The 23,599-nt window shown below is 54.9% G+C and carries 21 protein-coding genes and 1 pseudogene; 10 read left to right on the top strand and 12 right to left on the bottom strand.

The genetic code is table 11. From position 1 onward, the window contains the following. The first annotated feature begins 101 nt into the window (after positions 1-101). From fkpB to F384_RS00130, 5 genes are all read left to right on the top strand, one after another. Positions 102-551: an FKBP-type peptidyl-prolyl cis-trans isomerase gene (gene fkpB, locus F384_RS00110; RefSeq protein WP_042998001.1), complete on the top strand. Its 450-nt coding sequence runs from the start codon at positions 102-104 to the stop codon at positions 549-551. 1 nt (position 552) lies between these two features. Further along, positions 553-1,503: a 4-hydroxy-3-methylbut-2-enyl diphosphate reductase gene (gene ispH / locus F384_RS00115; protein ID WP_046475295.1), complete on the top strand. Its 951-nt coding sequence runs from the start codon at positions 553-555 to the stop codon at positions 1,501-1,503. Positions 1,504-1,568: 65 nt separating this feature from the next. Further along, entirely contained in the window at positions 1,569-2,483 is a 915-nt protein-coding gene (gene rihC, locus F384_RS00120) for a ribonucleoside hydrolase RihC (protein ID WP_046475298.1), read from the top strand. Between the two features lie 98 nt (positions 2,484-2,581). Then, positions 2,582-3,145, top strand: a complete 564-nt coding sequence (locus F384_RS00125; RefSeq protein WP_046475300.1) for a glucose-6-phosphate isomerase family protein — start codon at positions 2,582-2,584, stop codon at positions 3,143-3,145. Beyond that, complete coding sequence (locus F384_RS00130; RefSeq protein WP_046475303.1) at positions 3,138-3,920, top strand: glucose-6-phosphate isomerase family protein; 783 nt, start codon at positions 3,138-3,140, stop codon at positions 3,918-3,920. The genes F384_RS00125 and F384_RS00130 overlap by 8 nt, the downstream gene beginning before the upstream one ends. A 39-nt stretch (positions 3,921-3,959) precedes the next feature. On the opposite strand, the gene F384_RS00135 is transcribed toward F384_RS00130, so the two are convergent. From F384_RS00135 to F384_RS00155, 5 genes are read right to left on the bottom strand one after another with little or no spacing between them, the layout of a single operon-like run. Then, positions 3,960-4,778 (bottom strand): PTS system mannose/fructose/sorbose family transporter subunit IID, encoded by an 819-nt coding sequence (locus tag F384_RS00135; RefSeq protein WP_042997996.1) that lies wholly within the window; start codon positions 4,776-4,778, stop codon positions 3,960-3,962. Beyond that, positions 4,778-5,578 (bottom strand): PTS mannose/fructose/sorbose/N-acetylgalactosamine transporter subunit IIC, encoded by an 801-nt coding sequence (locus F384_RS00140; RefSeq protein ID WP_046475307.1) that lies wholly within the window; start codon positions 5,576-5,578, stop codon positions 4,778-4,780. The genes F384_RS00135 and F384_RS00140 overlap by 1 nt, the downstream gene beginning before the upstream one ends. A 10-nt stretch (positions 5,579-5,588) precedes the next feature. Then, complete coding sequence (locus tag F384_RS00145; RefSeq protein WP_042323970.1) at positions 5,589-6,083, bottom strand: PTS system mannose/fructose/N-acetylgalactosamine-transporter subunit IIB; 495 nt, start codon at positions 6,081-6,083, stop codon at positions 5,589-5,591. Positions 6,084-6,094: 11 nt separating this feature from the next. Further along, positions 6,095-6,523: a PTS sugar transporter subunit IIA gene (locus tag F384_RS00150; RefSeq protein ID WP_046475311.1), complete on the bottom strand. Its 429-nt coding sequence runs from the start codon at positions 6,521-6,523 to the stop codon at positions 6,095-6,097. 4 nt (positions 6,524-6,527) lie between these two features. Beyond that, complete coding sequence (locus tag F384_RS00155) at positions 6,528-8,273, bottom strand: class I mannose-6-phosphate isomerase (RefSeq protein ID WP_046475314.1); 1,746 nt, start codon at positions 8,271-8,273, stop codon at positions 6,528-6,530. 187 nt (positions 8,274-8,460) lie between these two features. Here F384_RS00155 and F384_RS00160 point away from each other — a divergent pair, with 187 nt between their 5' ends. From F384_RS00160 to caiF, 5 genes are all read left to right on the top strand, one after another. After that, positions 8,461-9,468, top strand: coding sequence for a LacI family DNA-binding transcriptional regulator (locus F384_RS00160; RefSeq protein WP_046475317.1), 1,008 nt, complete (start codon positions 8,461-8,463; stop codon positions 9,466-9,468). A gap of 133 nt (positions 9,469-9,601) precedes the next feature. Beyond that, positions 9,602-10,423 carry a 4-hydroxy-tetrahydrodipicolinate reductase gene (gene dapB / locus F384_RS00165; protein ID WP_046475319.1) on the top strand — a complete coding sequence of 274 codons (822 nt, stop codon included), beginning with the start codon at positions 9,602-9,604 and terminating at the stop codon, positions 10,421-10,423. Between the two features lie 457 nt (positions 10,424-10,880). Then, the gene (gene carA, locus F384_RS00170) at positions 10,881-12,029 is read left to right on the top strand and encodes a glutamine-hydrolyzing carbamoyl-phosphate synthase small subunit (protein WP_046475321.1); all 1,149 of its coding nucleotides are present in this window, start codon (positions 10,881-10,883) and stop codon (positions 12,027-12,029) included. Between the two features lie 18 nt (positions 12,030-12,047). Beyond that, complete coding sequence (carB, locus tag F384_RS00175) at positions 12,048-15,272, top strand: carbamoyl-phosphate synthase large subunit (protein ID WP_046475324.1); 3,225 nt, start codon at positions 12,048-12,050, stop codon at positions 15,270-15,272. A gap of 249 nt (positions 15,273-15,521) precedes the next feature. Next, entirely contained in the window at positions 15,522-15,911 is a 390-nt protein-coding gene (gene caiF, locus F384_RS00180) for a carnitine metabolism transcriptional regulator CaiF (RefSeq protein ID WP_046475326.1), read from the top strand. Positions 15,912-15,949: 38 nt separating this feature from the next. On the opposite strand, the gene caiE is transcribed toward caiF, so the two are convergent. The 7 genes and pseudogenes from caiE to caiT all read right to left on the bottom strand — a co-directional run bounded on the left by caiE (position 15,950) and on the right by caiT (position 23,498). Beyond that, on the bottom strand, positions 15,950-16,546 hold the full coding sequence (gene caiE, locus F384_RS00185; RefSeq protein WP_046475329.1) for a carnitine operon protein CaiE: 597 nt from the start codon (positions 16,544-16,546) through the stop codon (positions 15,950-15,952). A gap of 326 nt (positions 16,547-16,872) precedes the next feature. Next, positions 16,873-16,993: pseudogene (locus F384_RS30715) on the bottom strand (hypothetical protein); the annotation flags it as partial. Then, positions 16,990-17,775 carry a crotonobetainyl-CoA hydratase gene (gene caiD / locus F384_RS00195; RefSeq protein ID WP_046475334.1) on the bottom strand — a complete coding sequence of 262 codons (786 nt, stop codon included), beginning with the start codon at positions 17,773-17,775 and terminating at the stop codon, positions 16,990-16,992. The gene caiD and the pseudogene F384_RS30715, both read right to left, overlap by 4 nt. Before the next feature lie 52 nt (positions 17,776-17,827). Continuing rightward, the gene (gene caiC / locus F384_RS00200; protein WP_046475336.1) at positions 17,828-19,381 is read right to left on the bottom strand and encodes a crotonobetaine/carnitine-CoA ligase; all 1,554 of its coding nucleotides are present in this window, start codon (positions 19,379-19,381) and stop codon (positions 17,828-17,830) included. Between the two features lie 62 nt (positions 19,382-19,443). Further along, positions 19,444-20,661 carry an L-carnitine CoA-transferase gene (gene caiB, locus F384_RS00205; RefSeq protein ID WP_046475339.1) on the bottom strand — a complete coding sequence of 406 codons (1,218 nt, stop codon included), beginning with the start codon at positions 20,659-20,661 and terminating at the stop codon, positions 19,444-19,446. A 144-nt stretch (positions 20,662-20,805) separates the two neighbouring features. Beyond that, the gene (gene caiA / locus F384_RS00210; protein WP_046475342.1) at positions 20,806-21,948 is read right to left on the bottom strand and encodes a crotonobetainyl-CoA dehydrogenase; all 1,143 of its coding nucleotides are present in this window, start codon (positions 21,946-21,948) and stop codon (positions 20,806-20,808) included. 32 nt (positions 21,949-21,980) lie between these two features. After that, entirely contained in the window at positions 21,981-23,498 is a 1,518-nt protein-coding gene (gene caiT / locus F384_RS00215; RefSeq protein ID WP_046475344.1) for an L-carnitine/gamma-butyrobetaine antiporter, read from the bottom strand. Positions 23,499-23,599: the final 101 nt, after the last annotated feature.

The raw sequence follows: 23,599 nt of genomic DNA on the forward strand, positions 1-23,599 counted from the left end.
AAATGCCTTATCCGGCCTACAAAATAGCGTGAACCTTGTAGGCCCGATAAGCGCAAGCGCCATCGGGCAAACCGGTGAGTCACAACAAGTGAGCAACCTGCATGTCTAAATCAGTACAGAGTAACAGTGCGGTGCTGGTGCACTTCACCTTAAAACTCGACGATGGCTCCACCGCAGAGTCAACCCGTAATAACGGCAAGCCCGCGCTTTTCCGCCTGGGGGATGGTTCTCTGTCTGAAGGACTGGAGCAACATCTTCTCGGACTGAAAGACGGCGATAAAACCACCTTTTCCCTGGAACCGGATGCTGCGTTTGGCATCACGACGCCTGACCTGATTCAGTACTTCTCGCGCCGCGAATTTATGGACGCAGGCGAACCTGAAATCGGGGCTATTATGCTTTTTACCGCAATGGACGGCAGTGAGATGCCTGGTGTGATCCGTGAAATCAATGGTGACTCCATCACCGTTGATTTCAACCATCCGCTGGCCGGGCATACCGTTCATTTTGATATTGAAGTGCTGGAAGTCGATCCGGCACTGGAGGCGTAAAATGCAGATCCTGTTGGCCAACCCGCGCGGCTTTTGCGCCGGTGTAGACCGCGCTATCAGCATTGTTGAAAACGCGCTGGCCATCTACGGCGCGCCGATTTATGTTCGTCACGAAGTGGTGCATAACCGTTACGTGGTCGACAGCCTGCGCGAGCGCGGGGCGATTTTCATCGAACAAATCAGTGAAGTGCCGGACGGCGCGATCCTTATCTTCTCCGCCCACGGTGTTTCTCAGGCGGTGCGCAACGAAGCGAAAGGCCGCGATCTCACCGTCTTTGACGCAACCTGTCCACTGGTGACCAAAGTGCATATGGAAGTGGCGCGCGCCAGTCGTCGTGGTGAAGAGTCAATTCTGATTGGTCACGCCGGGCATCCGGAAGTCGAAGGCACGATGGGGCAGTACAGCAACCCGGAAGGGGGCATGTATCTGGTTGAATCGCCGGAAGATGTTTTTTCGCTTAACGTGAAAAACGAAGGCAAGCTCTCCTTTATGACCCAGACTACGCTCTCTGTGGACGATACGTCAGACGTGATTGACGCGCTGCGTCAACGCTTCCCGAAAATCGTCGGCCCGCGTAAAGATGACATCTGTTACGCCACCACGAACCGTCAGGAAGCGGTGCGCGCGCTGGCAGAGCAGGCGGATGTCGTGCTGGTGGTGGGGTCAAAGAACTCGTCTAACTCCAACCGCCTGGCCGAACTGGCGCAGCGGATGGGGAAAGCCGCGTTTCTGATTGACGATGCGACCGATATCCAGGAAGCCTGGGTGAAAGAGGCGCAATGCGTGGGTGTCACCGCGGGCGCGTCGGCACCGGATATTCTGGTGCAAAACGTCATCACGCGCTTGCAGGAGCTGGGTGGCGGCGAGGCTATCCCGCTGGAAGGGCGTGAAGAGAATATCGTTTTCGAAGTGCCGAAAGAGCTGCGTGTGGATGTTCGTGAAGTAGAATAATTTAGTTCACGCTAATCTATGCGAAGATGCCGGGTCTGATACCCGGCATTTTTTATGGAGGAATCATGCGTCTGCCCATTATTCTCGACACCGACCCGGGCATTGATGATGCTGCGGCGATTGCCGCCGCGCTGTTTGCCCCGCAGCTCGACCTGCAACTGATGACCACGGTCGCCGGTAACGTCTCCGTGGAGAAAACCACCCGCAACGCTCTGCAACTGCTGCATTTCTGGAATGCCGATGTGCCTCTCGCACAGGGGGCTGCGACGCCGCTGCTGCGGTCGCTACGCGACGCGGCTTATGTCCATGGCGAATCAGGCATGGAAGGCTACGATTTTGTCGAGCATGACCGACAACCGCTGGCGAAACCGGCGTTTATTGCCCTTCGTGACGCGCTGATGAGCGCCCCGAAGCCGATCACGCTGGTGGCTATTGGTCCGCTGACGAATATTGCGCTACTGCTGATGCACTATCCGGAATGTACCTTCAATATCCGTCGTCTGGTGATCATGGGTGGTTCTGCCGGACGGGGGAACTTTACCCCTAACGCTGAATTTAATATCGCGGTTGATCCGGAAGCGGCCGCCCGCGTATTTCGCAGCGGCATTGAGATTGTGATGTGCGGACTGGATGTCACGAATCAGGCGATGTTGACGCCGGACTATCTGGCAACGCTTCCCACCCTTAATCGCACCGGGAAGATGTTGCATGCCCTGTTCAGCCACTATCGCAGTGGAACAATGCGCACCGGCGTGCGGATGCACGATCTCTGCGCCATCGCCTGGCTGGTACGACCGGATCTGTTTACCGTGAAGCCGTGCTTCGTTGCGGTTGAAACTCAGGGGGAATATACCGCCGGGACGACCGTGGTGGATATTGAGGGACGGATGAACAAACCGGCGAACGTACAGGTCGCTCTGGATATTGATGTTTCCGGTTTCCAGCAGTGGGTGGCGGAGGTTCTGGCACTGGCACCCTAAGGAGTGTGATACGCCCCGCACTCTGTTGACAGAACAGGCAGGTTAATCGATTAATCTGCTATTCTGATTCTGTTGTTCTCCTCGGGCCGGAGACACATATGAATCATCTATTTATCCAGCCACCGCAGGTGGAATGGGCAAGCGGCGCGTTGACAAAAGGGCCGCTACTGCATAAATCAACCCGTATTCGGGATCTCACCGGCGTTTTCGTCGATGACCCCGCCCGGCAACGACTGGCGGGCGAACATGTGGTGTATGACGTTGAGATCCTGGCGACTTCCCCGGCGGAAGGCGAACTCTATACGGGCGTTACTCATCTTTATCCCGGACGCGTCGGCGGCGAATATTTCATGACTCGCGGGCACTTCCATGCGCGCCGTGAACAGGGCGAAGTCTATTTTGGCCTGCGCGGGAATGGGCTTTTGCTGCTGCAAAATGAGCAGGGGCAAGCGCGACTGGAAAGCGTCTGTGCCGGGTCAATTCATATCATTCCAGGTTTCACCGCACACCGGTTGATCAACACCGGAAGCGAAGTACTCTCTGCGCTTGCCGTCTGGCCCGGTGTGGCCGGGCATGATTATGCGGCGCTGGCGAAGGGGTTTGCTCTCAGAGTCTTTGAGGAAAACCAGCAGACTCAGGTGAGGGAGGTGCAGAATGGCTGATTCTGCGCATCTTTACGGTCTGGATATGACCGTGCATCGTCATCCGCTTGGCTTTAGTTATGGGGATGATGTGACCGGGCCGATGCCGGAAATTCGCCGACTCGATCAGATTCGTGCTTCACTGCGCGATCCGCAGTGCGAGGGGCCGGAAGAGGTGTACGCTATCGCGATGGATGTGGCGCGAATGCAGGATCGTGAAGAGCTCAAAAAACGCATGCTACTGTTTGGCGTGGTAACCTATGCGGCGGGTCGGTTGGGCGAAGAACCGATTCGCAGCCAGGGACATGTGCATCGCGTGAGTCAGCACAGCGGGTGGTCTCCGCCGGAGTTGTATGAGATCTGGCAGGGGAAAGCGATCATCTACATGCAGGAATATGTCGGTGACGATCCCGGTCGCTGCTTTGCGGTGATTGCCGGTCCTGGTGAAAAAGTGCTGGTGCCGCCCGGTTGGGGACATGCGACGATATCCGCAGATCCGAATGCGCCATTAACCTTTGGCGCGTGGTGCGATCGGGAATATGGTTTTGAGTATGAGGCCGTGCGGGCGCATAAAGGACTGGCATGGTATCCGTTACTGCAGGGTAACCACGTTATCTGGCAGCATAATCCGCGCTACATTCCCGGACGATTGCAGGCCGTTACGCCCCGCCAGTATACGGAGTTTTCACTCACTTCTGCGCCAATCTATCAGCAATTTATTACCGACCCGGGACGCTTTCAGTTTATCTCTCGTCCGGATAAGTATGCAGGGCTGTGGCAGAACTTCCATCCCTGAAAGCCGGGGCATTGCCCCGGTTGTTCAGTCTCGTCGAGATTAACCTGCAAACAGGCCTGTTGCGACGCCAAGCGCGGCCAGTATCAACAGCAGAACCATCGCTTTCACCGGCGAGACGCCGCGTTTCGCCATCAGATACCAGGTGCCGAGAACGACCACCAGCGGGAGCAGTTGCGGGAAGATGCCATCCAGCATCTGCTGAACATGGATATTCACGCCATCTTTGGTAATAAACTCCATCCCGGTTCCAAGCTTCACGTAGCTTGCCGCGACGCCGCCCATGACGAAAACGCCCAGCAGTGATAAGGCTTCACGCAGACGAGTAGACTTGCTGCTCACCAGTATTTCCACCGAGCCGGAGCCCATCTTGTAGCCTTTCAGAAACAAGAACCATGAGCCGGGAATGATGATGGCGAGCCAGGCGACGGTATAAAACAGCGGACCCAGGATATTGCCGCCCGCCGCCAGCGCCATGCCGATACTGAGCAGGATTGGGATCAGCATACCGGGGATCATCGAGTCGCCAATCCCGGCAATGGGGCCCATCAGGCCAACCTTCAGGGTGTTGATCGTCTCCCCGTCGATTGGTTCGCCGTTCGCTTTTTTCTCTTCCAGTCCCAGCGCCATTCCGTTCACGATGGCGCCAATCTGGGGTTCGGTATTGTAGAACGATGCGTGTCTACGCAACATTTCGGTTCGCTGCGCGGCATCGGGATAGAGCTTTTTCGCCACCGGCAACATGCTCAGACAAAAGCCAAAAGACTCCAGACGTTCAAAACTCATTGACGATAAGTTATGCATCATCCAGGCACGCCAGCAGCGGCGAAGATCTTTACGGGTAAGCGTACGTTCTTCCATCAGAATTCATCCTCATCATCGCGGGTAACCGCCGTCGCGTTTGTCGCCTGCGGCGGTTCCGGCTTGTAGTTATAGTGAATCAACGCCAACAGTGAACCGACGATCACCAGCGCGACCATGTTGAGTTTTAAAAAGACGATGCAGACGAAACCGACGAGGAAGTAGATCAACATGGTGTAATTTTTGATGATCTGCTTGAGCAAAATCGCAATCCCGACGGCAGGCAGAATGCCGCCCAGTACGTTCATCGTCGACAGAACGATCTTCGGCAGGCTGTCCATAAAGCCGCTGATGTACTGGGCGCCGAAGTAAACCGCAATAAAGGTCGGCACAAAACGCAGCACAAAGTTCGTCACCTGCGGCCAGATAGCACTGTTCAGGTAAATTCCCCGCTCATCGCCCCGTTCCAGCGCCGTGTCGGCGCGATGGTTCCAGAAAGAGTTCAGGACCATCATTGCATTAAACAGGATGGTTCCGGCAATCCCGATGGTGGCGGCCAGCGCGACCGCCACTTCCGGACCTTTACCTGAGAGGATCCCCAGCGCAATAGCCGGATAAGCCACAAAGTTGAGATCGGCGGGCATTGAGCCGCCGGGCGTCACCATCGCGATATATACCGCCTGAACCGCAACGCCAATCATGATCCCGGTTTTCATGTCACCAAGAATAATCCCGACCAACGTGCCGGAAATCAGCGGTCGGGTGATCAGATACCAGCCGCCCGTCAGCCCCAGAAGCCAGGGACTGCTGAGGGCGCCGAGATAACACAGAATACCAATCAACATCGCTTCGATAATCATCGTCCGCTCCTTATTTCAGCTTCTGGCGCGCATCCTGCCAGCTGTAGCAACTGGCATCCGGCACCAGCCGGAATTCAACCTGGTGCCCGTGCTGCGTCAGCCAGTCAAAGGCGGCGATCTCATGCGCATTGACTGACTGATTGGGGCCAATTGTCGTCGTATCGGCACGTGCGCTCATCGGGCCGACGTTGATTTTGCCGTTGGCATTGCGCAGGCTGATACCCGCTTCTTCGATGCGCATCAGCGTGACCGGCGACTTGCCAATCACGAAATAGCGTTTCTCACTGGCGATCACTTTGGGCAGTTTCTCAATCGCGGTGGCGGTATCAAATAACCAAACTTTAGTGTCCTGCACCGCGCCTTTCATCACTGAGGAGAGTAGCGGATCGGCCGCGACGGCATCGTCAATGGCGACAATGCCGTCGCAGGGCAGCTCTTTGGCCCAACGTGTGACGAGCTGCCCATGAATAACGCGGTCATCGATACGGACAAAAGAAATACTCATAATGGTTTCCTTTAAAAATCATCTGACTGCACGGAATAAACCGGGGCGGCTTTCGTCAGCGTGGGGGCAGTTAACGCCAGCAGTGTTTCGGCTGCGGCATGAACATCCGTAAACGGGCTTATCTCCTCGCTTAACAGCAGCATCGGGAGATTCACCCCCGCCACGACAGCGATGGGAGGCACCGTTTGCGGCGAAAAAGCGTGCTGGCAGGCGACATTCCACGGCGTGCCACTTTGCATATCGCAGAGCACCAGTACACCGTCAGCGTGTTGTCCCGCATTCGCCAGCACCTCGCAAAAGCGCACTTTAAACCCTTCGATACCGGCCTCTTCGCTGAGCGTCACGGCGTAAACATGCGGTAATTCGCCATAAACCATTTGTCCGCTAGCGAGAAGCGCGTCTGCCAGAGGACCGTGGCTGGCGACAATAATGTGGATCATCGGCTTATCCTCTTACCCAGGCTTTGATGGTCGCCAGTTGCTGGCCGACGCTGTCGCCGGAAGGTGAAATTCGGTATTCCCCAACGGCGGCGGGGATGATAAAGGTCTCTGCATAGTGAACGATAAACGGGGCAAATGCGCCGCTCGGGCTGTCAACCACCGCCTGCGCGCCTTCGACCAGATTCAGAACGTTAACCCCACCGTGAGTATGGTGCGTCACCGGCGTCGTAAACCAGTGCCGACGGGTTTCGATAAACTCTCGTTCGTGCATCCCGGTTCTTTCTTCCCGCCAGCCGTCCCCTTCAGCAATGGGCTCAATGCGATTGATCAGATTGTTGTTAACCCACTGCGTATCGCGCTGCCAGTCAATGACCTGCTGCCCATGATCCAGATGGACGGGACGCGGTAATCCGTCCAGACCCAGACGTCCCCAGTCCCACAGTTTGAAGGTGAAAATATACGGCGTGGCGCTGATCTCCAGCACCATCGTCCCGGCCCCCGAGCAGTGCACGGTTCCGGCGGGGATGAGAAAGTGATCGTGCTTACGCGCGGGGATTCGATTGACAAAGCGTTCGTCATCAAAGGCTTTCTCGCCTCGTCCCGCCGCCCGCAAATCGTCGAGCATCGCTTCAGGCGCGATCCCGGTTTTCGTACCCAGGTAGACCACCGCATCCGGTTCTGCTTCGAGGATGTAATAACTCTCATCCTGGGTATAGTGCATTCCAAATTGCTGCTGGATGTATTCGGTAACCGGGTGAACCTGAAAACTCAAATTCTGACCGCCAATGGTGTCAAGAAAGTCAAAGCGAATCGGGAATTCCGCGCCAAAGCGAGCATGAACTTTCTCGCCAAGCAGGGCGCGGGGATAAGTCAGCACCAGGTCCTGAGAGGGGATCTCGATCCGCACATGACCAAAACGCAGTAACAGGCTGTTTTCCTCGGGCACGCAATCAAAACACCACGCGTAATTGGGCGCTGAGGGATCGAGATCGAATTGTTGTTTCATCCACTGTCCGCCCCAGATGCCCGGATCAAAGAAGGGGGCGACGCGAAACGGTTGTGTGGTGGTTTGCTGTAACCCGGCACGTAGCGCATCGCCGCTGACCATCGCTGGCGCGCCTGCGACCGTGGTATCAAGCAAGTAATCTGCACGTTTAATCAGCGGCGTTTTGTGTCGGTCAAAGACCCGCCATTCAATAAAAAAGGCGCGTTTATAGCGACGAAGAATATCTTCATCTTCGTTATCCGCTCCCCAGTTCCCCAGACCATCATGGCGCATTCGCTGTTGGATCTCCCAGCGCGGGAGATCGGCATACACCAGCACATCGCCGGGGTGCGCCAGAGCCGCGCCTGACCCATAGACAATCACCAGACCATTGGGGGTTGCATCAATCTGTTGGCGTAACAGGTTGAGCTTGTCGGTATCAAAAAACTCCTCAAGATGGTGACAGGAGAGAACGCCAAATACGCGGTCATCGGTCAGATTACGCGCCAGCAAATCATGCAGTGCCTGTTCATCACGGCGTGCGGATTCGATATTGACCACTAAGGCGGCGTTAAACGTTGCGAGGAGATGTTGTTCCAGTTCATCCAGTCGCACGCCCGGATAGCAATCGACAATCAGTATGGTTTTCGATGATTCGCAAACCCGGGCGTTCAGCACAGAATGGACCGACGCCCAGCCTTGCCAGGCCTCGTCGTCATAGCCCTGAACATGAACCTCAGGGAATTTATTATAGGTTGTACGCATTTTCCGTCTCCGTATTGGCTAATTAAAGATTAATCGATTAACCTTATTTTCATAGAGTGGTTAACGCGATTAACCCGCCATAATCAGAAACCAGGGCGGTGAAAAGCGCACCAGCGTGATGAAAATCACACGTGTTGGGACAATATTGAGGTTATTCGATTAACCTTCGAGAAAAACAGGAGAAGTCATGACAACCATTACCCTGGCGCAGGTTGCGGAGCGCGCGGGCGTCTCCACGGCGACCGTGTCGATGGTGCTGCGCAATCGGGGGCGAATTTCACAGGCAACGCGCGAACGCGTGCTAAAAGCGCTGGATGATTCTGGCTATGTCTATAACCAGACCGCCGCGAATTTGCGTAATCGCAGCAGTAATCAGGTTGGGCTCTTGCTGCATGATATTACCAACCCGTTTTATGGCGAGATGACGGCGGGGCTCAGTCATGAGATGGAACGGCACGATCTGCTGCTGTTTCTGGCGAACAGCGAAGAGTCAGGTGAGCGCCAGCAAAAGTTTGTGGATTCGCTGATGCGCAATAACGCCTGTGGCATGGTGCTCTGCGCGGCGCGGGAAACGCCGACCTCGTTTTTTGAAGCGTTAAAACGGCGCAATATTCCCGCCATCATGGTCGTTCGCCCACTCAGCGATCCGGATTTTGATTTTGTCGGAACCGATAACTTTCTCGGGACGCAGATGGCAACGACTCATTTAGTCAAAATGGGGCATAAAAATATCGCCTTCATCGGCGGCAGTCCAAATTCAGGAAGTCGGGCGCAACGTATTGGCGGATTTACCAGCACGCTACTGGAACATGGCATCTCACCGAATCCGCAGTGGATCGTTGCCGCAGAGGCCAGTCAGATTGATGGCGCGAAAGTGGCGGAGTCTCTGCTTGCGCACCATCCGCACATTACCGCCGCCGTGTGTTATCAGGACATTGTGGCGTTGGGGGTGATGCAGGCGCTACGTAAAATGGGGCGTGAACCTGGGCGTGACTTTGCATTAGTCGGGTTCGATGATATTACCGAAGCGGCGTTGGTTCAGCCTGCGCTCACGACCGTATCGGTGGCGGCAAAAGAGATTGGTCGTAAGGCGGGAGAGTTACTTTATAGTCGTATTCAGGGAAACGATGAGCCGGCGAAACGCATTATTCTGCCGCCGGCGCTGGTGGTCAGAGAATCATGTGGTTTTCGCTGATTGTCATGCTTTTTACTGATATCTCTCTGTGTTTATCATTAAATTCTAATTATCGACGTTTTTGGCTAGCGGCATGACGATGTGCTGGGTAATCTGAAAACGATTTACATCATTTTAACGTAAGAGAATAACTATGCATGATGCACAGGTCCGTGTCGCAATAGCGGGCGCGGGTGGCCGTATGGGCCGCCAGTTAATTCAGGCAGCGCTACAGATGGAAGGCGTTGCGCTTGGTGCGGCGCTTGAGCGCGAGGGGTCGTCACTGCTGGGTAGCGACGCCGGAGAACTGGCGGGCGTCGGGAAGACAGGCGTTACCGTGCAAAGTAGCCTTGAGGCGGTAAAAGAGGATTTCGATGTGTTTATCGATTTTACTCGCCCGGAAGGCACGCTGAATCATCTGGCGTTTTGTCGCCAGCATGGCAAAGGGATGGTCATTGGCACCACCGGTTTTGACGATGCGGGAAAACAGGCGATTCGCGACGCCGCCCAGGAAATTGGCATTGTCTTCGCGGCGAACTTTAGCGTTGGCGTCAACGTGATGCTCAAGCTGCTGGAAAAGGCGGCGAAGGTGATGGGTGACTACACCGACATCGAAATCATTGAAGCGCACCACCGCCATAAAGTGGATGCGCCGTCAGGCACCGCGCTGGCGATGGGCGAGGCGATTGCCCATGCGCTGGATAAAGACCTGAAAGAATGCGCTGTCTACAGTCGTGAAGGCTACACCGGCGAACGTGTACCGGGAACGATTGGCTTTGCCACCGTTCGCGCCGGGGACATCGTGGGTGAACATACCGCCATGTTTGCAGATATCGGCGAGCGCGTCGAAATTACCCACAAAGCGTCCAGCCGCATGACTTTTGCCAATGGCGCCGTCAGATCGGCACTTTGGGTGAGTGCAAAGCAAAATGGTCTTTTTGATATGCGAGATGTACTTGATCTCAACAATTTATAGTCAGTTATTACCTTTCGTGATGTGGTTATTGTAATCTCAATGCATTGATTACATAGGGCAATATTTTTATTGCCCTTTTATTTTCTCTGTTTAAGCTGATTATCAGCGTTAATGGCAATAAAATTCATCTTTTCTTTCTGTTTTACGTTGCCTGAATGTAAATTTTGACCATGTGGTCCACTTTTTAAAGGCCTAAGACTGTTTTTCACGCATAATGGTGCACGCAAGCGTTTTCCTGCCAGGGTTAGGTGATCTTTTTGCCTGTTAAATCCAATGAATTCATCCTGGGTCGCAAAAGAATAGTAAAAATACCGCCTTTAAGTTGACTTTTGCCCGCCTTATCTCCAGAATGCCGCCGTTTGCCAGAAATCCGCGGGTAAGCAAATTTGCATTGATCCATGCTACGAAAATGCATTAATATGCAAATAAAGTGAGTGAATATTCTCTGGAGGGTGTTTTGATTAAGTCAGCGCTATTGGTTCTGGAAGACGGAACCCAGTTTCACGGTCGGGCCATAGGGGCAACAGGTTCGGCGGTTGGGGAAGTCGTTTTCAATACTTCAATGACCGGTTATCAAGAAATCCTCACTGATCCTTCCTATTCCCGCCAAATCGTTACTCTTACTTATCCCCATATTGGTAATGTCGGCACCAATGCCGCCGATGAAGAATCCTCCCAGGTCCATGCGCAAGGCCTCGTCATTCGTGACCTGCCGCTGATTGCCAGCAACTTCCGCAATACCGAAGACCTCTCTTCTTACCTGAAACGCCATAACATCGTGGCGATTGCCGATATCGATACTCGTAAGCTGACGCGTCTGCTGCGTGAGAAAGGGGCGCAGAACGGTTGCATCATCGCGGGCGATAACCTGGATGCTGCGCTGGCGCTGGAAAAAGCGAAAGCGTTCCCGGGCCTGAACGGAATGGATCTGGCGAAAGAAGTGACCACCACGGAGTCTTACAGCTGGACGCAGGGGAGCTGGACGCTGGCCGATGACCTGCCGGAAGCGAAGACAGAAGGCGAACTGCCTTTCCACGTTGTCGCCTACGATTTTGGCGCCAAGCGCAACATCCTGCGTATGCTGGTGGACAGAGGCTGTCGCCTGACGGTCGTTCCGGCAAAAACACCTGCCGATGAAGTAGTAAAGATGAATCCGGACGGGATCTTCCTCTCCAACGGTCCTGGTGACCCGGCGCCGTGCGATTACGCCATCGACGCGATTCAGACATTCCTCGAGACCGATATTCCGGTGTTCGGCATCTGCTTAGGCCATCAGTTGCTGGCACTGGCGAGCGGGGCGAAAACCGTGAAGATGAAATTCGGCCACCACGGCGGTAACCATCCGGTCAAAGATATCGATAACAATACCGTGATGATTACGGCGCAGAACCACGGCTTTGCGGTGGATGAAGCCTCCATGCCGGCGTGTCTTCGCGTCACTCACAAGTCGCTGTTCGATGGCACCCTGCAAGGGATTCATCGCACCGATAAACCGGCGTTCAGCTTCCAGGGTCACCCGGAAGCGAGCCCGGGGCCTCACGATGCCGCGCCGTTGTTCGACCACTTTATCGAGTTAATTGAGCTTTACCGTCAGTCCGCGAAATAATCAGGAGTTAAGAGAGCCATGCCAAAACGTACAGACATAAAAAGTATCCTGATTCTGGGCGCGGGTCCGATCGTTATCGGTCAGGCGTGTGAGTTTGACTACTCCGGCGCGCAGGCGTGTAAGGCGCTGCGTGAAGAGGGTTACCGCGTTATTCTCGTGAACTCCAACCCGGCGACCATCATGACTGACCCGGAAATGGCCGATGCGACCTACATCGAGCCGATTCACTGGGAAGTGGTGCGCAAAATCATTGAAAAAGAGCGTCCGGACGCGGTGCTGCCGACCATGGGCGGTCAGACGGCGCTGAACTGCGCGCTGGAACTGGAGCGTCAGGGGGTGCTGGCCGAGTTCGGTGTGACCATGATTGGCGCAACGGCTGACGCGATTGATAAAGCAGAAGATCGCCGCCGTTTCGACATCGCAATGAAAAAAATCGGTCTCGACACCGCGCGTTCCGGGATTGCCCATACGCTGGAAGAAGCGCTGGCGGTTGCGGCTGACGTCGGTTATCCGTGCATCATCCGTCCGTCCTTTACCATGGGCGGCACTGGCGGCGGTATCGCCTACAACCGCGAAGAGTTTGAAGAGATTTGTACCCGCGGTCTGGATCTCTCGCCAACCAACGAGCTGTTGATTGATGAATCGCTGATTGGCTGGAAAGAGTACGAGATGGAAGTGGTGCGTGATAAAAACGACAACTGCATCATCGTCTGCTCCATCGAGAACTTCGATGCGATGGGTATCCACACCGGCGACTCCATCACCGTTGCGCCAGCCCAGACGCTGACCGACAAAGAATATCAAATCATGCGTAACGCCTCGATGGCGGTACTGCGTGAAATCGGCGTGGAAACCGGCGGTTCGAACGTGCAGTTCGCGGTGAACCCGAAAAACGGTCGCCTGATTGTGATCGAAATGAACCCACGTGTGTCACGCTCCTCGGCGCTGGCATCGAAAGCGACCGGCTTCCCGATTGCCAAAGTGGCGGCGAAACTGGCGGTGGGTTACACCCTTGATGAACTGATGAATGACATCACCGGCGGTCGTACTCCGGCGTCGTTCGAGCCGTCCATCGACTATGTGGTCACCAAAATTCCTCGCTTCAACTTTGAAAAATTCGTCGGCGCTAACGACCGTCTGACCACCCAGATGAAATCTGTCGGCGAAGTGATGGCGATTGGCCGCACCCAGCAGGAATCTCTGCAAAAAGCGCTGCGCGGTCTGGAAGTGGGCGCCACCGGCTTCGACCCGAAAGTAAGCCTGGATGACCCGGAAGCGCTGACCAAAATCCGCCGCGAGCTGAAAGATGCGGGCGCTGAGCGTATCTGGTATATCGCCGATGCGTTCCGTGCGGGCCTGTCCGTTGATGGCGTGTTCAACCTGACCAATATCGATCGCTGGTTCCTGGTACAGATTGAAGAGCTGGTGCGTCTGGAAGAAAAAGTGGTGGAGCTGGGCATTAACGGCCTGACCCCTGACTTCCTGCGCGCCCTGAAACGCAAAGGCTTTGCCGATGCGCGTCTGGCCAAACTGGCTGGTGTGCGTGAAGCGGAAGTGCGCAAACTGCGTGACCAGTACAACCTGCACCCGGTCTATAAGCGTGTGGACACCTGTGCGGCAGAATTCGCCACCGATACCGCCTACATGTACTCCACTTATGAAGATGAGTGCGAGGCGAACCCGTCCGTTGACCGCGACAAAATCATGGTGCTCGGCGGCGGTCCAAACCGTATCGGCCAGGGGATCGAATTTGACTACTGCTGCGTACATGCCTCTCTGGCACTGCGCGAAGACGGTTATGAAACCATCATGGTCAACTGTAACCCGGAAACGGTTTCCACCGACTATGACACTTCTGACCGCCTCTACTTTGAGCCGGTCACGCTGGAAGATGTGTTGGAAATCGTGCGCATCGAGAAGCCGAAGGGCGTGATCGTACAGTACGGCGGCCAGACCCCGCTGAAACTGGCGCGTGCGCTGGAAGCGGCGGGCGTACCGGTTATCGGCACCAGCCCGGACGCGATTGACCGTGCAGAAGACCGTGAACGTTTCCAGCAGGCCGTTGACCGTCTGAAGCTGAAACAACCGGCGAACGCTACCGTCACCGCGATTGAAATGGCGGTTGAAAAGGCGAAAGAGATTGGCTACCCGCTGGTGGTGCGCCCGTCCTACGTGCTGGGCGGCCGCGCGATGGAAATCGTCTACGACGAAGCTGACCTGCGCCGCTACTTCCAGACTGCCGTCAGCGTTTCCAACGACGCGCCGGTTCTGCTCGACCGCTTCCTTGATGACGCGATTGAAGTGGATGTGGATGCAATCTGCGACGGCGAAATGGTGCTGATTGGCGGCATCATGGAGCACATTGAACAAGCGGGCGTCCACTCCGGCGACTCCGCCTGTTCTCTGCCGGCTTACACCCTGAGTCAGGAAATTCAGGATGTGATGCGCCAACAGGTGCAGAAACTGGCCTTCGAACTGCAGGTGCGCGGTCTGATGAACGTTCAGTTTGCGGTGAAAGACAACGAAGTCTACCTGATTGAAGTCAACCCGCGTGCGGCGCGTACCGTCCCGTTTGTTTCCAAAGCGACTGGCGTACCGCTGGCGAAAGTCGCGGCACGCGTGATGGCAGGCAAATCGCTGACCGAGCAGGGCGTGACCAAAGAAATTATCCCGCCGTACTACTCGGTGAAAGAAGTGGTGCTGCCGTTCAATAAGTTCCCGGGCGTCGACCCGCTGTTAGGGCCAGAAATGCGCTCCACCGGCGAAGTAATGGGTGTGGGTCGCACCTTCGCAGAAGCCTTTGCCAAGGCGCAACTGGGCAGCAGCTCGACCATGAGAAAGCAGGGGCGTGCGCTGCTCTCTGTGCGCGAAGGCGATAAAGAGCGCGTGGTAGACCTCGCGGCGAAACTGCTGAAGCAGGGCTTTGAGCTGGATGCGACCCACGGCACCGCGATTGTGCTGGGGGAAGCCGGTATCAACCCGCGTCTGGTGAACAAAGTGCATGAAGGTCGTCCGCACATTCAGGACCGTATCAAGAATGGCGAATATACCTACATCATCAACACCACCGCAGGTCGTCGCGCAATCGAAGACTCCAGAGTGATTCGCCGTAGCGCGCTGCAGTACAAAGTGCACTACGACACCACGCTGAACGGGGGCTTTGCCACGGCGATGGCGCTGAATGCCGATGCGACGGAGAAAGTAACCTCCGTTCAGGAAATGCACGCGCAAATTAAAAAATAAGCGGCAGCGTCAATATCCTGTGTTTTAAAAACGGTTCCGGAAACGGAGCCGTTTTTTTATGCGTTCAGTTCAATCCTGGGGGTATATTGCGCATCAGGACGATTTTCAATGTGACAAGCAAGATTTGGCTCACACTAATGCGTCGCCAAGTTGCTTACTATCATTTAATCCCACAATTTTAACATGGTCTTGTTTTGTATTTTCTGGACAGGGCATAACAAGATTTTTAATTTGTGAAATGGTGTGCTTATGTGTGAAGAATATGTTGAAAAGCCGCTTTACCTGCTGATCGCCGATTGGGTGATGGCAGAAAAGCGTTGGGTGAGTGCGAAAGAGATTGCGAAGCACTTTAATATGGATCACTGCAAAGCGATCAATACCGTCTCTTATATTCTCGCTGAGGTCGGGGAAATTAATTGCGAGACTAAGACTATCCCTAATCAACTGGAAGGTCGCGGATGTCAGTGCCAGCGACTGGTCAGAGTGACACATATTGATCCGCAACTGTATGCCCGTCTCGGGCATAGCGCTCAGGAGAAGATGGTCAACAAATCGCCGCGGATGTCGTCGGTGCCGCCGTCAGAACTGAACCGCGAGCAGAAATGGCAGATGATGCTGTCAAAAAGTATGCGTCGATAATCTTTTGTTTACCGGATGGCGCAGCGCCATCCGGTTGTTTACATTGCCGATTTCGGCTTCACCTCGGTTGTGCCCTTCAGGCGCGGTCGGTTTGCTTCAACCGCCGTTAACGGCGACGTTTCCCGTAGCGATGTCCGACAGCGTACGGCAAGATCCTGATATTCCTGGGTATTCAGCCGCTTCCAGTGCAGTTCCTGTTCACTGACGTCACGCATGACGCGGGCTGGCGTACCGACCAGCAACTGCCGCGCAGCGCCGGTAAATCCGGCTTTGACGAAGCTCATAGCGGCGACAATGCTTTCGTCGCCGATCACCGCACCGTCCATGATTACGCTGTTCATTCCGACCAGCGCGTCCCGGCCAATCACGCAGCCGTGCAGGATGGCGCCGTGTCCGATGTGTCCGTTCTCGCGTACCACCGTGTCCATATCGCAGTAGCCATGCATGATGCAGCCATCCTGAAGGTTGGAACCCGCTTCGAGGATCAGACGACCATAGTCACCGCGCAGTGACGCCAGCGGACCGACGTACACGCCAGCCCCCACGATCACATCGCCAATCAGTACCGCGCTGGGATGCACATACGCCTCGGGATGAACCACGGGAATCAGGCCTTCAAAGGCGTAGAAACTCATCGACATTCCTCAATTGTTTTTTGCCGGATGGCGGCGTAAACGCCTTATCCGACCTACGGACAGCGTATATTTTGCCGGATGGCGGCGAAGACGCCTTATCCGGCCTACGGGCCGCGCATATTTTGCCGGATGGCGGCGTAAACGCCTTATCCGGCCTACGGGCCGCGCATATTTTGCCGGATGGCGGCGTAAACGCCTTATCCGGCCTACGGGCCGCGCATATTTTGCCGGATGACGGCGTAAACGCCTTATCCGGCCTACGGGGATGCGTATATTTTGCCGGATGGCGGCGTAAACGCCTTATCCGGCCTACGGGCCGCGCATATTTTGCCGGATGGCGGCGTAAACGCCTTATCCGGCCTACGGGGCTGCGCATATTTTGCCGGATGGCGGCGTAAACATATGGGGCGGCGTAGGCCTGATAAGCGCAGCGCCATCAGGCATTACCGTCCTTTCCAGACCGGATCGCGCTTTTCAGCAAACGCCAGCGGCCCTTCGAATGCATCTTCGGAGTGCAGCACGGACGGATAGTGCTTCAGCACGCCGCTGCGGATGAAGCGATAAGCTTCTTCCACCGGCATTTCACTGGTCGCGCGGTAAATCTCTTTCAGCGCGGCGATCGCCAGCGGTGCGCTGTTCACCAGCTGTAGCGCCAGTTCACGTGCGCTGGCCATCAGTTCCTGCTGGCTGACCACGCGGTTGACTATCCCCCAGCGCAGCGCTTCTTCCGCATTCATGCGTCTGCCGGTCATGACCATTTCGTTGACGATGGCCGGGGGCAGTATTTTCGGCAGGCGCAGAACACCGCCGCTGTCCGGTACGATGCCGAGTTTGGCTTCAGGTAGCGCAAAACTGGCGTTATCGGCACAAACAATAAAGTCTGCCGCCAGCGCCAGTTCAAAGCCCCCACCGAAGGCGTAGCCATTGACGGCGGCGATCACCGGTTTGTCGAGATTGAATATTTCGGTCAGGCCAGCGAATCCGCCGGGGCCAAAATCGGCGTCCGGTGCTTCCCCTTCCGCAGCGGCTTTTAAATCCCAACCGGCGGAAAAGAATTTTTCACCCGCGCCGGTGACGATCGCCACGCGCAGTTCGGGATCGTCACGGAAATTAAGAAAAACCTCGCCCATTTGAAAACTGGTTTTTGCATCAATGGCATTCGCTTTTGGCCTGTCCAGCATAATTTCCAGAATCGGCCCGTTGCGGGTTAAATGTAAAGATTCACTCATGGTTCATCTCCAAAAATAGAGTGTCGGGCAGGAGTTATTCCTGCCTGTAGGGTTATTTCAGGTTTTTTTTGATTATTTTTCCTGAACAATTTCGCGGCAGGTCAGTTCTAATCTCCATAATTGAAGGGACTTTAAATTTCGCCATATTTTTTTCACAGAAACTGAAAAACTCCTCTTCACTGAGCGTTTCTCCCTCGTTGAGTACCACAAAGGCTTTTATTGCCTCGTCGCGAATGGAATCTTTAATTCCAATCACGACAATGTCCTGAATTTTGGGGTGCGCCGAAATAATATTTTCCAGTTCCACGCAGGAGACGTTTTCCCCTCCGCGCTTAATCATGTTGCAGCGACGGTCGACAAAATAGAAAAAACCGTCTTCATCGCGGTAGCCGGAATCTCCGGTATGCAGCCAGCCGGTCGGCTCGAGCGCTTTGGCGGTGGCGTCGGGTCTGCCGTAGTACTCTTTGAAAATCGTCTTACCCGGCACGCCCTTGATGCAGATTTCCCCAATTTCACCCGCGGGTAGCGCGCGGTTCTGCTCATCGCGAATTTCCGCTTCGTAACAAAATCCGGGGCGTCCGATGGATGGCCAGCGTCGCTTATCGCCGGGGCGATCGCCGATGATGCCGACGATGGTTTCCGTCATGCCGTAGGAGGTCAGCAGACGCACGCCGAAACGCTCAAGGAACGCGTCTTTTTCCTGCACTGACAGGTTGAGGTAGTACATCACTTCCCGTAAGCAGTGCTCTCTGTCCAGCGACGAGGCGGGTTGAATCATCAGCGTTCTGATCATCATCGGGATACATTCCGTGACGGTCGCGCGGTATTTACGTATCTGTCCCCAAAAGGCGCGGGCGCTGTACTTCTCAATCAGCACAAAGGTTGCGCCTGCCGAGAAAGCGGCCATGGCGGCAGTGCACTGGCAGTCGATGTGAAACGCAGGCATCACCGTCAGGTAAACGTCGTCATCTCGCAGGGCGCATTGCCATGACGAGTAGTAGCCAGCAAAACGCAGGTTGTAGTGGGTGATAACCACCCCCTTGGGTCGGGAAGTGGTGCCGGAGGTAAACAGGATTTCGGCCATGTCGTCCGTGGACAACGCAGGGGTATAGCGCAATGTCGTCGGCTGCTGGTCCTTCAACGACGTAAAATGGCTTACGCCGTCAGCCACAGGTAACGCCTCGCCAATCAGGCAGATATGGTTAAGCAGCGTTGTGTTTTCCTGTTGGATCTGGCGATACATCGGATAAAAAACGATGTTGGTCACCAGTAGCTGAACCCCGCTGTTTTGCAGGATCCACATGCTTTCGTCGCGCAGCAGGCGGGCATTAATCGGCACCATGACCGCGCCAATTTTTGCCAGCCCGAACCAGCAAAAGAAAAACTCCGGGCAGTTATCCAGATGCAGGGCAACCTTATCGCCTTTGCGAATGCCCAACGCGTGGAAAAGGTTTGCCGTCCGATTGATTTCCTCGTTAAGCGAGGCGTAGCTGTACTGGCGCACAACCTCTTCGCTGGATTCACAAATCAGCGCCGTTTTACTGCCATATAACCCTGCCAGGTCGTCCCACATCTGACGTAGGTGTTGTCCGCCAACGATATCCATTGCACTCCTGTCCATCTTCACAAGCGTTGCGCTAACCAGAGGGTCTGGTCAGCGCGTCGCATTTAGTTCTCAACCTTGGCCAGACCTTTACTGACCAGTTCCTTAATGTCTGCGTCGTTGTAACCGATATTTTTCAGAATGGCGGCCGTATCCATGCCATGCGACGGCATGCCACGCCAGATTTTCCCTGGGTTGTTTTTGAATTTCGGCATGATGTTTGGCCCTTTGCAGGTGCGGCCATCCATCGTTTGCCACTGGGTGATGGATTCGCGGGCAACGTATTGCGGATTGCCTTCCAGTTCAGGAATGGTCAGCACTTTGGCGCAGGCGATGTTCAGCTCAGCGAAACGCGCCTGAACTTCCGCGATGGTGTGCGCAGCCAGCCACGCATCCAGTTTCTCTTCGACCAGCGGTCCGTACGGGCACTCGACGCGATGAATCAGCTGTGTTCCTTCCGGCACTTCCGGCGTACCGAGAATGTGGGCCAAACCGATGTCTTTAAAACATTCGGTAACCTGCGTAATCCCGACCAGTTCCATCACGATGTAGCCGTCGGCGCATTTATATAGCCCGCAACCGGCGTAGTAGGGGTCTTTACCTTTGGTCATGCGTGGGCAAATTTCGCCGCCGTTGAAGTAATCCATCATGAAGTACTGACCCATGCGCAGCATCACTTCATACATCGCGACATCGATACTTTCGCCTTTGCCGGTTTCCCGTACTTTATGCAATGCCGCCAGCGCGGCTGTGGTGGCCGTCATACCGGAAAAGTAGTCGGCGGTGTAGGGAAACGCGGGCATCGGTTGGTCGACGTCTCCGTTTTGGATCAGATAGCCGCTGAAGGCCTGAGCAATCGTGTTATAGGCCGGAAGGTTGGTGTACTCCTCGGTACCATACTGGCCGAAGCCGGACAGGTGGGCGATAACCAGTTTCGGGTTATGTTGCCACAGGACGTCGTCGGTAATTCCCCGACGGGCAAATGCCGGGCCTTTACTGGCTTCAATGAAGATATCGGTGGTTTCCATTAGCTTCAGAAACGCTTCCCGACCTTCATCTTTAAAAATATTCAGCGAGAGTGCGTGCAGGTTACGCCGCGACAACTGCGGATAGTTCGGCTGAACGCGGATGGTATCGGCCCAGGCGACGTTTTCAATCCAGATAACTTCAGCACCCCATTCGGCAAACATCTGTCCGGCGAACGGCCCGGCGATTTCGATCCCGGAGAAAACCACCCGCAGCCCGGCAAGTGGCCCAAAAGCCGGCATTGGTAGACGATCCATAAAATACTCCTGATAAATTTGTAGGCCTGATAAGACGCAAGGCGTCGCCATCAGGCAATCAATGCCGGATGGCGGCGTAAACGCCTTATCCGGCCTACAAAACATTGGCCCGGTAAGCGCAGCGCCACCGGGCATGTCACCGTGTTAACGGTATTGCTTCAGTACGGCACGGCCGAGCGTCAGGATCTGCATTTCGTCAGAGCCACCGGATACGCGGTCAACGCGCAGGTCACGCCAGAAGCGGGTGATGCGGTGGTTGCCCGCAATCCCCACGCCGCCGAGAACCTGCATGGCGGTGTCCACCACGTCAAACGCGGCATTGGCGCAGAAGTATTTACACATCGCCGCATCACCCGAGGTGATGGTGCCGTTGTCTGCTTTCCACGCCGCTTCCAGCAGCATGTTTTTCATGGAGTTTAATTTGATCGCCATATGGGCGAATTTCTCCTGGATCAACTGGAAACGACCGATCGTTTCGCCAAACTGCACGCGCTGGTTGGCGTAGCGCGCGGCATCTTCAAAGGCGCACATTGCCGTACCGTAGTTGGTGAGGGCGACGAGGAAACGTTCATGGTCGAACTCTTCTTTTACGCGGTTAAAGCCGTTACCTTCCCGACCGAACATGTCTTTTTCGTCCAGTTCGACATCGTCAAAGTTGATTTCACAGCAGCTGTCCATGCGCAGGCCCAACTTCTCAAGTTTGTTGACCTTGATGCCGGGTTTACTCATGTCGACAAACCATTCGGTATAGATGGGTTTATCCGGGGACGCGCCGTCTCTTGCCATAACCACGATATAAGGGGTGTAGGCGCTACTGGTGATAAAACACTTACTACCATTAAGATAAACCTTACCATCTTTGCGGGTATAAGTGGTTTTCAAACTCCCCACATCCGATCCCGCTCCCGGTTCGGTGATGGCGGAGTTCCACATTTGTTTCCCTGTTCCCTGGAACGCCATGATTTTATCGATCTGCTCCTGAGTGCCTTCGCGCAGGAAGGTATTAAAACCGCCCGGCAACTGATACAGCACGTAGGTGGGCGCGCCGAGACGTCCCAACTCCATCCAGACGGCAGCCACGGTGACGAAGCCGGCTTCCAGGCCGCCATGTTCTTCCGGGATCAGCAGGCTATCGATGCCCATATCCGCCAGCGCTTTCACGAAACGCTCCGGATACACGCTGTCGCGATCGCACTCGGCAAAATAGGCTTCCCAGTTCTCACTGGCCATCAGTTCACGAATACCGGCGACAAACAGTTCCTGCTCATCATTGAAATTGAAATCCATCTTCTAACCTCTATGTCATGGGGTAATTAGGTTTATTTATCTTTCCAGTGCACTTTGGCGTCTTTGATAAAGGAGAGCGTCACCATAATGTTGACGAAGAACAGCGGACAGCCCCCGGCAATAATCGCGGTTTGTATTGGTTTCAGGCCGCCGAGCGCCAGCAGCACGATGCCAATCACGCCGACCAGCACGGACCAGCCGATACGCACCAGCAGCGGCGGCTCTTCGCCATCGCGAACTTCACGACAGGTCGACATCGCCAGGGTATAAGAACAGGCGTTGATCAACGTGACGGTGGCAATAAAGCAGAGGATAAAGAATCCCCACATCGTGGCGGTACTGAGCGGCAGGGCGGCCCAGGTTTCGATAATCGCGCGCGGCACGCCGTGATCGGCAATCAGTTGCGGGATGTTGATGATGTTCTTATCCATCAGCAGCAGAGTGTTACTGCCCAGCACGGTCCACAAAATCCAGGTTGAAGCGGTCAGGCCCAGCACCATGCCGAAGCACAGTTCACGCACGGTACGGCCACGGGAAATACGCGCCAGGAAGATACTCATCTGAATGGCGTAAATAACCCACCATGCCCAGTAGAAGACCGTCCAGCCCTGCGGGAAACCGCCTTTGCCGATGGCATCGGTATAGAACAGCATGCGCGGCAGGTACATCATCAGCATCCCGACGGAGTCGGTGAAGTAGTTCATGATGAAGCTGGCGCCGCTGACGATGAACACCCAGCCGAGCATCAGGAAGCTTAAATAGCTGCGCACGTCACTGGCGATTTTGACCCCTTTTTGCAGGCCGCAGGCCACGCAAATGGCGTTCAAAATAATCCAGCAGGTGATGATGATGGCATCCAGTTGCAGGGTGTGCGGAATGCCAAATAGCCACTGCATGCACTCGGTCACCAGCGGCGTCGCCAGCCCAAGGCTGGTTCCCATCGCGAAGATCAGCGCCACCAGGTAGAAGTTATCAACAATAGTGCCGAATAACCCTTTCGCGTGTTTTTCGCCAACCAGTGGAACCAATGTTGAACTTGGGCGAATAACGTCCATTTTGCGAACAAAGAAGAAGTAGGCGAAGGCCACGGAAAGGAAGCTGTACGTTGCCCACGGCAGCGGCCCCCAGTGGAACAGGCTGTAGGCCAGACCTATCTCTTTCGCCGGCGTTGAACCCGGCGTCAGCGCGAACGGTGGCGTGGAGATGTAGTAGTAAATCTCAATCGATCCCCAGAACAGTACGGCGGCTGAAGTACAGGAGGCAAACATCATAAAAATCCAGCTTGCGGTGCTGAACTCCGGTTTCTCGTCGCCTAATTTCTTTTTCGCGTAGGGGCCGAACACCAGCCAGAACCAGCCGATGAGCATAATGACCATATACCACTCAAATGCCCATCCCCAGACATTGGTGACATAACTGAAGACGGCATTAATAACGATGTTTGCGGCATCGAGATCGCGTACCGTTAGCCAGCAAAGTATCCCGACTATTATTAGCGGCGGGAAAAAAACCTTTGGCTCAATTCCAGACTTTCTCTTTTCATTTTTCATGAGTGAATTCCAGGTTGAAAACGAAATTTATTTGGTGTTCCCGTTTGTTTTATTTTTGTTTATTTTTATTAACTATTTGTTGATACCTGTTTAACCTCAGG

Source organism: Citrobacter amalonaticus Y19, assembly GCF_000981805.1.
Taxonomy (GTDB): Bacteria; Pseudomonadota; Gammaproteobacteria; order Enterobacterales; family Enterobacteriaceae; genus Citrobacter_A; species Citrobacter_A amalonaticus_C.

What these genes read in the sequence shown, in the direction of transcription:
- carB (WP_046475324.1), top strand. Translation starts at nt 12,048, where the DNA reads ATGCCAAAACGTACAGACATAAAAAGTATCCTGATTCTGGGCGCGGGT.
- F384_RS00140 (WP_046475307.1), bottom strand. Translation starts at nt 5,578, where the DNA reads ATGATTATCGAAGCGATGTTGATTGGTATTCTGTGTTATCTCGGCGCC.
- caiA (WP_046475342.1), bottom strand. Translation starts at nt 21,948, where the DNA reads ATGGATTTCAATTTCAATGATGAGCAGGAACTGTTTGTCGCCGGTATT.
- ispH (WP_046475295.1), top strand. Translation starts at nt 553, where the DNA reads ATGCAGATCCTGTTGGCCAACCCGCGCGGCTTTTGCGCCGGTGTAGAC.
- rihC (WP_046475298.1), top strand. Translation starts at nt 1,569, where the DNA reads ATGCGTCTGCCCATTATTCTCGACACCGACCCGGGCATTGATGATGCT.
- F384_RS00160 (WP_046475317.1), top strand. Translation starts at nt 8,461, where the DNA reads ATGACAACCATTACCCTGGCGCAGGTTGCGGAGCGCGCGGGCGTCTCC.
- F384_RS00155 (WP_046475314.1), bottom strand. Translation starts at nt 8,273, where the DNA reads ATGCGTACAACCTATAATAAATTCCCTGAGGTTCATGTTCAGGGCTAT.
- fkpB (WP_042998001.1), top strand. Translation starts at nt 102, where the DNA reads ATGTCTAAATCAGTACAGAGTAACAGTGCGGTGCTGGTGCACTTCACC.
- caiT (WP_046475344.1), bottom strand. Translation starts at nt 23,498, where the DNA reads ATGAAAAATGAAAAGAGAAAGTCTGGAATTGAGCCAAAGGTTTTTTTC.
- caiC (WP_046475336.1), bottom strand. Translation starts at nt 19,381, where the DNA reads ATGGATATCGTTGGCGGACAACACCTACGTCAGATGTGGGACGACCTG.
- dapB (WP_046475319.1), top strand. Translation starts at nt 9,602, where the DNA reads ATGCATGATGCACAGGTCCGTGTCGCAATAGCGGGCGCGGGTGGCCGT.
- F384_RS00125 (WP_046475300.1), top strand. Translation starts at nt 2,582, where the DNA reads ATGAATCATCTATTTATCCAGCCACCGCAGGTGGAATGGGCAAGCGGC.
- caiE (WP_046475329.1), bottom strand. Translation starts at nt 16,546, where the DNA reads ATGAGTTTCTACGCCTTTGAAGGCCTGATTCCCGTGGTTCATCCCGAG.
- caiB (WP_046475339.1), bottom strand. Translation starts at nt 20,661, where the DNA reads ATGGATCGTCTACCAATGCCGGCTTTTGGGCCACTTGCCGGGCTGCGG.
- F384_RS00135 (WP_042997996.1), bottom strand. Translation starts at nt 4,778, where the DNA reads ATGGAAGAACGTACGCTTACCCGTAAAGATCTTCGCCGCTGCTGGCGT.
- caiF (WP_046475326.1), top strand. Translation starts at nt 15,522, where the DNA reads ATGTGTGAAGAATATGTTGAAAAGCCGCTTTACCTGCTGATCGCCGAT.
- F384_RS00130 (WP_046475303.1), top strand. Translation starts at nt 3,138, where the DNA reads ATGGCTGATTCTGCGCATCTTTACGGTCTGGATATGACCGTGCATCGT.
- caiD (WP_046475334.1), bottom strand. Translation starts at nt 17,775, where the DNA reads ATGAGTGAATCTTTACATTTAACCCGCAACGGGCCGATTCTGGAAATT.
- F384_RS00145 (WP_042323970.1), bottom strand. Translation starts at nt 6,083, where the DNA reads ATGAGTATTTCTTTTGTCCGTATCGATGACCGCGTTATTCATGGGCAG.
- F384_RS00150 (WP_046475311.1), bottom strand. Translation starts at nt 6,523, where the DNA reads ATGATCCACATTATTGTCGCCAGCCACGGTCCTCTGGCAGACGCGCTT.